The following is a 6,000-nucleotide window of genomic DNA, read 5'->3' as shown; positions in this document are numbered from 1 at the left end:
CCTCCCTCCCACCCGCTTGCATGGAGGCACCGACCGACGACACGAGAGGGAGAGTCATGACTCCGGAATCCCCCGAGCAGACACCGCCCGGCACCGAGGCCGAGCTGACGCCGAAGGCCGACCACGGCGAGACCAGCTACCGCGGCTCCGGCCGCCTCAGCGGCAAGGTCGCCCTCATCACGGGCGGCGACAGCGGCATCGGCAAGGCCGTCGCGATCGCGTTCGCGCGCGAGGGCGCCGACGTGGCGATCTCGTACCTCGACGAGCACGACGACGCCGAGGACACCGCGACGTGGGTCCGGGAGGCCGGCCGCGAGGCGCTGCTCCTCCCCGGCGACCTGCAGGACCCGGCGCACTGCCGCGCCGTCGTCACCGAGACCGTCGAGCGCTTCGGCCACCTCGAGGTGCTCGTCAGCAACGCCGCCTTCCAGATGAGCCGCGAGAGCGTCACCGACATCCCGGACGAGGAGTGGGACCGCACGATCGCGACGAACATCAGCGCCTACTTCCACCTCGTGAAGTCGGCGCTGCCCCACCTGAAGGAGGGCGCGTCGATCATCGCGACGAGCTCGGTGCAGTCCGACCAGCCGTCGTACCAGCTGCTCCCCTACGCCGCCACGAAGTCGGCGATCCTCAGCCTCACCGCCTCGTTCGCGCAGGCGCTCGGCGAGAAGGGCATCCGCGCCAACTCGGTCGCGCCCGGCCCGATCTGGACGCCGCTGATCCCCTCGACCATGCCGGAGGAGGCCGTCGCCGAGTTCGGCGAGCAGGTCCCGCTGGGCCGCCCCGGGCAGCCGGCCGAGGTGGCCCCCGCCTACGTCCTCCTCGCCTCCGACGAGGCGAGCTACATCAGCGGGTCGACGATCGCCGTCACCGGCGGGAAGCCGATCCTCTGATCACGCTCCAGGGCACCGCTCACCCGCAGGATTCCGCGATAGGTTCCTGCGGGTGAGTGTCCACATCCGCAGCATCGAGACGGCGGTGCCGACCACGGTCCTGCGCCAGTCCGAGGTGCGCGACCTCTTCGCGTCCCAGCCCGCGATGACCCGGCTCGGGTCCCGCCTGATCGGCGCGGCCTTCGACGCGTCCGGGATCGACACCCGCAGCACGGTGGTCGACGAGCTCGACCGGGTCGAGCGGGAGGGTGCGAGCGTCTTCTACGACGCGGGGAGCGGCCTGGTGCTCGACCCGGGGACGGCGGCGCGCAACGCCGTCTACACCGAGCGCGCTCCCGAGCTCTTCACGGAGGCGGCCCGCCGCGCCCTCGCGTCCGCGTCGATGACGGCCGAGGACGTCACCCACGTGGTGACCGTCTCCTGCACCGGCTTCTACGCTCCGGGGCCTGACTACCAGCTGGTCCGCCGCCTCGGCCTCGCGCCCTCGACGCAGCGCTTCCACCTCGGCTTCATGGGCTGCTACGGCGCCTTCCCCGGCCTGCGCGCCGCCCGCCAGTTCTGCGAGGCCGGCCCGGAGGCGGTCGTCCTCGTCGTCGCGGTCGAGCTGTGCACCATCCACCTCACGAGCTCCAACGACCCGGAGCAGATCGTCGCGACCTCCGTCTTCGCCGACGGCGGTGCGGCGGCCGTCGTCACCGCCCGCGAGGCCGCGCCCGGCGTCCCGGTGCTCGAGCTCGACGCGCTCGCCACGACGCTCACCGACGAGGGCGAGACCGAGATGGCGTGGACGATCGGCGACCACGGCTTCTCGATGCGGCTGAGCACCTACGTGCCCTCGATCATCGGAGCGAACATCGAGGCGGCCGTCGCCCCGCTGCTGGCCGGCGCCGAGGTCGAGCGGAGCGACGTGCAGCGCTGGGCGATCCATCCCGGCGGCCGCAGCATCCTCGACAAGGTGCAGGCCTCGCTCGCCCTCAGCGACGAGCAGCTGGCCCCGTCGCGCGAGGTGCTGCGGACCAACGGCAACATGTCGAGCGCGACCGTCCTCTTCATCCTGCGGCGCCTGCTGCACGGCGAGGCGGCCGACGGCGAGCGAATCGGCGCGATGGCGTTCGGGCCCGGCCTCACCGTCGAGCTCGCGCTGCTCACCAAGCGGGGCGGGGAGTGACTCCGCGAGCCCCTCTCGCGCCGGACCTGCGCCACCGCGAGGTCTCCGAGCAGGAGCTGATGGACGACCCGGACTGCGACCGCACCCTGCTCGACGCCACCTACGCCCGCTTCGGCACCGTGAACCGGCTGGTCTCGGGGTGGCGTGGCCTCTACCGCTCGCGCCTCCGTCCGCTGCTGCGGCCCGACGAGCCGTTCCGCCTGCTCGACATCGGCTCCGGAGGCGGCGACGTCGCCCGCTCCCTCGCCGGCTGGGCCCGCGAGGACGGCCTCCGCCTGGCGATCACCGCCGTCGATCCGGACGAGCGCGCCTCCGCGTTCGCCACGTCCACGCCCGCGCCGCCCGGAGTCGAGTTCCGCCGCGCGAGCAGCGCCGACCTGGTCGCCGAGGGCGAGCACTTCGAGCTGGTGACCTCCAACCACGTGCTGCACCACCTGTCGCCGGAGTCGCTCGCCGACCTGCTCGCCGACAGCGAGCGCCTGGCCCCGCGCGCCCTCCACAACGACATCGAGCGCTCGCGGCTGGCCTACACGGCCTACCTGCTGGCCACGCGACCGATCGCGGCCGGCTCGTTCCTCCACTACGACGGGTCGCTGTCGGTGCGGCGCAGCTTCACCGCCGCCGAGCTGCGGACTGTGGCGCCCGAGGGGTGGCGGGTCGAGCGCGCGGCGCCCTACCGGCTGCTGCTCGCGCGGGGCGAGGTGTGAGGACGCGGCGGAGGGTGAGCGCTTCCGGTCCGCTCTGGCTGCGCGCCGCCGCTGTCAGCTACTCCGCCAACTGCGCCCTCGGCACCGCCGTCGCCACCGGCGCTCTCCGCACGGGCCGCTGGCACTGGATCCATCACGCGCTCTACATCTGCACGTCGACGCTCACCGCTCTGGCCTGGGCGACGCTGCGACGGTCGGACACCCGCGCCGCGTCCGCGCTGGCTCCCGCCGCCGTCCCGCTGGCGGTGATCCCCTTCGCGGGGACGCACGGACGTCGGCACCCGGCGATCGCGCTGGCGGCGGCTCCGTTCGTGCTCGCCGCTCTCGGGCGGACGCGGCGGCCGGCGCGGCGCCGAGGAGTGCTCCAGCGTCTCAGGGCCGGGTCAGCCCTGCGCTGACGCGCCCCGGCTTCTAGCGCGGGGGCTCGACGTCGCGGTCGGGGTCGGAGCGGTACGAGCGCAGCGCCTGCCAGCCGGCGATCGCGAGGATCAGCGCGCCGCAGAGCATCGTCAGCAGGTTCGGCACCGAGAAGCCGCTGCCCACGACCGAGTTGATGCCCGCGCCGAGCACGAACACACCTCCGAGAAGGTAGAAGATGACCCTCGTCTTCACCGTTCCACCGCTTCCCTCGAGCCTGCACAGGACCCTCGATGCTACCGCGCGCGCCCCGGGCCGCCGCCGCTCCCCCCTCTGCGCGATCGATCGGGGCAGGATCGAGGCATGGAGTTCCTCGATGTCGTCCGGCGCCGGAAGACCACCAACGGCGCGTTCCTGCCCGACCCCGTCTCCGAGGAGCACCAGCGGCTCCTGATGGAGGTGGCCGGCCGGGCGCCCTCGCAGCTCAACAGCCAGCCGTGGCGGTTCGTGCTCGTCGAGGAGCGCGAGACGATCGACCGGATCGCCGCGATCAGCGGCGAGAGCATGACCACCGCGATGTCGAACGGCACGTTCTTCGAGCGCTACAAGCCCTACTTCCGCTTCAGCAGCGAGGAGATGGAGCAGCGGCGCGACGGGATGCTGTTCGACAAGCTGCCGGCTCCGCTCCGCCCCTTCACGAAGCAGGTCTTCACGAAGCGCGGGCAGTTCCTGATGAACTCCCTCCGCGTCCCGCAGACGCTCGGCGAGGAGAACCGCCGGCTCGTCGCGGGATCGCCGCTGCTGCTCGGGGTGATGCTCGACCGCTCCGAGTACCGGCCGGGCGAGCTCTCCTCCTTCTACTCGGTGTTCAGCATGGGCGCCGCGATGGAGAACGTCTGGCTGAGCACGGTCGAGCTGGGGATGGGGATCCAGTTCGTGTCGTTCCCGATGGAGGTGCCGGGAGCGTGGGCGCGGATCGAGTCGCTGCTCGCCGTGCCCGACGAGCTGGAGCTGATGGCGGTGTACCGGCTCGGCTACCTGCCTCCGGAGCAGCGGCGGCCGGCGATCGACTGGTCCTCGCACCAGCGGAAGCTGCCGTCGCAGTACGTCTTCCGCGGCACCTGCGCGACTCCGCAGGAGGGGTGGGACGCGCCGGCCGGGCCGTGACGGGATCCTGAGCGGCGCGGCCGGCGGCCGGAGGTGCCCGCGCTCGCTCCCGGGCCGGCCCCGGCCGACGGGAGATCCGCGACGGAGCATCGACTCTCGCTACATGCGTCGGCTAACGTGGCGCCCAGCACGCCCGGCAGTGCTACGTCCCGTCCGCGGGACTGTCAATGGGGGTCCGGCGTGTCTCCCGCCCGATTCCCCGCACCGGGGTCCGAGCGGATACCGTCCCCCGAGGAGCCGTCCGCCAGGGCCGGCCCGATGAACGAAGGGGGCCCGTGGCCACGCTCATCTACGGACCGCAGAACCTCGAGATCGAATTCGAGGAGCGCGTCCTCGCGCACCTGAAGGTCGCCGTCCTCTCGAAGCTGCGCCGCAACGAAGCCTTCTCGCTCTCGTGGATGGAGGACGCCTCCACCGGACACGGCCGGAGCTCCGTCTGGCTGCACCCGTCGGTGCCGCTGCACTTCCGCTTCACCGAGGCGCACCAGCCCAAGCTCAACCGCGCGTGGATCGAGCAGATGCTCAGCGTCGCCAGCATGCACGGCGAGCTCTCGGTCCTGCCGGAGCCCGAGGAGCAGCGCCAGGGCTCCTGAGCTCCGCCGCTCCTGGGCCCCGCTGCCCCCTGATCGCACGGCCGTCAACCCCGTCCCCTCTGCGGGGGACGCGAAGTACCGTCGAGAAGACGTCCCCGGAACCATCGGCGGACGTCGACGGACGGAGACGACCATGACGGACACCGCGCGAGCGACCGGCCTGCCCACCCTCACCCCGGTGCGGACGCTTCGCAAGGAGCAGCCGATCGAGCCGCACCGCGTGCCGGACTCCGTCTCCGTCGGCTCCCAGCCGGTCATCGGCTGCCGGATCGACGTGAGCGGCCGCTCCTTCGTCGTCGAGCTCGACATGGCCGGCATCTTCCTGCGCCAGGTGCGCCGGAGCCTGCGCGAGGGCGAGGGCGGCCTCGTGCTGCTGCGCCACGTCGACGGGATCGAGATGATCCCGTTCTCGCGCGCGACGCCGTTCGACGTCTCGGACATCGTCTGCCCCGAGGGCGTCGAGCCCGCGGACGCCCGCTCGACCCTGGGGCTCCGCGACCGCTGATCCGCGACGGGCGGCGTGCTCCGCCCCGCGCCCGCCGCTGAGCGGGATCAGGCGGGGAGCGACGCCTCGATCAGGTCGACGATCCGCGGGTCGTCGGGCTCGACCGTCGGGCGGAACCGGTGGACCGTGCCGTCGGCCGTGATCAGGAACTTCTCGAAGTTCCACTTCACCCGGCCGGCCTTGCCGTTCTCGTCCTCCGCCTTGGTGAGCTCCGCGTAGAGCGGGTGCGCCGAGCGGCCGTTGACGCGGACCTTCTCGAACATCGGGAAGGTGACCCCCCAGGTCGTCGAGCAGTACGCCTTGATCTTGTCCTCGTCGCTCAGCTCCTGGAGGAACTGGTTGCTCGGGAAGCCGAGGACCGTGAATCCGCGCTCCCCGTAGCTCTTCTGCAGGGCCTCGAGCTTCTCGTACTGCGGGGCGAGGCCGCAGCGGGAGGCGACGTTGACGATCAGCCGCACGGGCGGGTAGTCGGCGAGGGTCGACGTGGTGCCGTCGATCGTGGTGAGGGGGATGTCGGCGATCGTGTCGGGCACGGAGGGCTCCTTCGGACGTGGTGCGTCGACGCTACTCCCCGCCGCCGAGGGAACCCCGAGTCGTGGAGGCGGCT

At 72.3% G+C, this 6,000-nt stretch carries 9 protein-coding genes; 7 read left to right on the top strand and 2 right to left on the bottom strand.

From position 1 onward, the window contains the following. The first annotated feature begins 56 nt into the window (after positions 1–56). Genes C5D66_RS15580 through C5D66_RS15565 form a run of 4 tightly spaced genes read left to right on the top strand, consistent with a single transcriptional unit; the run spans position 57 to position 3,169 of the window. Positions 57–896, top strand: coding sequence for an SDR family oxidoreductase (locus C5D66_RS15580; protein ID WP_104256041.1), 840 nt, complete (start codon positions 57–59; stop codon positions 894–896). Positions 897–948: 52 nt separating this feature from the next. After that, complete coding sequence (locus C5D66_RS15575) at positions 949–2,064, top strand: type III polyketide synthase (protein WP_104256040.1); 1,116 nt, start codon at positions 949–951, stop codon at positions 2,062–2,064. Beyond that, entirely contained in the window at positions 2,061–2,771 is a 711-nt protein-coding gene (locus C5D66_RS15570) for a class I SAM-dependent methyltransferase (protein ID WP_258061332.1), read from the top strand. The genes C5D66_RS15575 and C5D66_RS15570 overlap by 4 nt, the downstream gene beginning before the upstream one ends. 14 nt (positions 2,772–2,785) lie before the next feature. Next, on the top strand, positions 2,786–3,169 hold the full coding sequence (locus tag C5D66_RS15565) for a hypothetical protein (protein ID WP_104247377.1): 384 nt from the start codon (positions 2,786–2,788) through the stop codon (positions 3,167–3,169). Positions 3,170–3,182: 13 nt separating this feature from the next. Here the strand turns inward: C5D66_RS15565 and C5D66_RS15560 are convergent, their stop codons facing one another. Then, entirely contained in the window at positions 3,183–3,383 is a 201-nt protein-coding gene (locus tag C5D66_RS15560; protein WP_104223776.1) for a hypothetical protein, read from the bottom strand. Between the two features lie 108 nt (positions 3,384–3,491). Between C5D66_RS15560 and C5D66_RS15555 the strand changes: the two genes are divergently transcribed. From C5D66_RS15555 to C5D66_RS15545, 3 genes are all read left to right on the top strand, one after another. Next, a complete protein-coding gene (locus C5D66_RS15555; RefSeq protein ID WP_104256039.1) occupies positions 3,492–4,295 on the top strand; it encodes a nitroreductase family protein in 804 nt (267 codons plus the stop codon). Between the two features lie 275 nt (positions 4,296–4,570). Further along, the gene (locus tag C5D66_RS15550; protein WP_244229547.1) at positions 4,571–4,888 is read left to right on the top strand and encodes a hypothetical protein; all 318 of its coding nucleotides are present in this window, start codon (positions 4,571–4,573) and stop codon (positions 4,886–4,888) included. Positions 4,889–5,021: 133 nt separating this feature from the next. After that, a complete protein-coding gene (locus C5D66_RS15545) occupies positions 5,022–5,393 on the top strand; it encodes a hypothetical protein (protein WP_104256562.1) in 372 nt (123 codons plus the stop codon). Positions 5,394–5,440: 47 nt separating this feature from the next. Here the strand turns inward: C5D66_RS15545 and C5D66_RS15540 are convergent, their stop codons facing one another. Next, the gene (locus tag C5D66_RS15540) at positions 5,441–5,926 is read right to left on the bottom strand and encodes a glutathione peroxidase (RefSeq protein WP_244229546.1); all 486 of its coding nucleotides are present in this window, start codon (positions 5,924–5,926) and stop codon (positions 5,441–5,443) included. Between the last annotated feature and the right edge of the window lie 74 nt (positions 5,927–6,000).

The organism is Rathayibacter sp. AY1B4, assembly GCF_002932815.1.
Classification (GTDB): domain Bacteria; phylum Actinomycetota; class Actinomycetes; order Actinomycetales; family Microbacteriaceae; genus Rathayibacter.
This window is presented reverse-complemented; position numbering and strand designations above follow the sequence as displayed.